General features: G+C 78.2%; 1 pseudogene. It reads right to left on the bottom strand.

Annotated elements, in window-relative coordinates:
- Positions 1-706 (bottom strand): annotated as a pseudogene (locus ACFQ3T_RS36910) (hypothetical protein); the annotation flags it as partial.

Raw genomic sequence — 706 nt, 5'->3', positions numbered from 1 at the left:
CGCGACCTCCTCGGGCGTGCCCGCGGCGTCCGCGTGGAGGCGTGCGCCGACCTCGGCGAGCCCCACCCCGCCACCGCGGAGTTCGCCGTCGCGGGCGGCGCTGCGCACGGCGCGGACGGCGCGTTCGACCCGGGGCGCTTCGGCGGCGTCGGCCCGGATGAGGCCCGCCGTGCCGCCGGCCGACACCCGACCGCCGTAGACCAGGGTCTCCCACGACGTGGCCACGACCTTCTCGGCGTGCCCGAACGACCGGGCCGTCGCCGTCTCCAGCAGGTCGGCGTCGAGGACCGTGCCGCCGACCACGGCGTGCAGCCGGGTCAGCCGGTCGTGGTCGGTGACGACCGCGACGACCGGCCGCTGCCCTCCCCGCTCCAGCAACACCGTGAGCGCCTGGTGCGACAGCTCCTCGCACACCACGAGCACGCCGTGGCCGGGGCCGACCTGGTCGACCGCGGACCCGACCCGGCCGGGCAGGTGGCCGCTCACGAGCAGCACCCGCGGCGCGACGAGCACCGCCTCGCGCCGCACCGCGTCGGTCACGAACAGGCTGGACGCGTAGCCGCTGTCGAACCGCACGCCCCGGCCGATCTCGTGCTCCAGCCCGAAGCCCCTGCCCTCCTCGACCAGCACCGGCCCGCGCGGCCCGGTCGCCGGGACGACCTGCCCGACGAGCGCGCCGACCTCCGCCGAGCCCGACGCGGTCGCC

Source organism: Saccharothrix hoggarensis, assembly GCF_042678885.1.
GTDB lineage: Bacteria > Actinomycetota > Actinomycetes > Mycobacteriales > Pseudonocardiaceae > Actinosynnema > Actinosynnema hoggarensis.
Note: the sequence above shows the minus strand (reverse complement) of the source record. Positions and strands in the feature narration are given on the sequence as shown.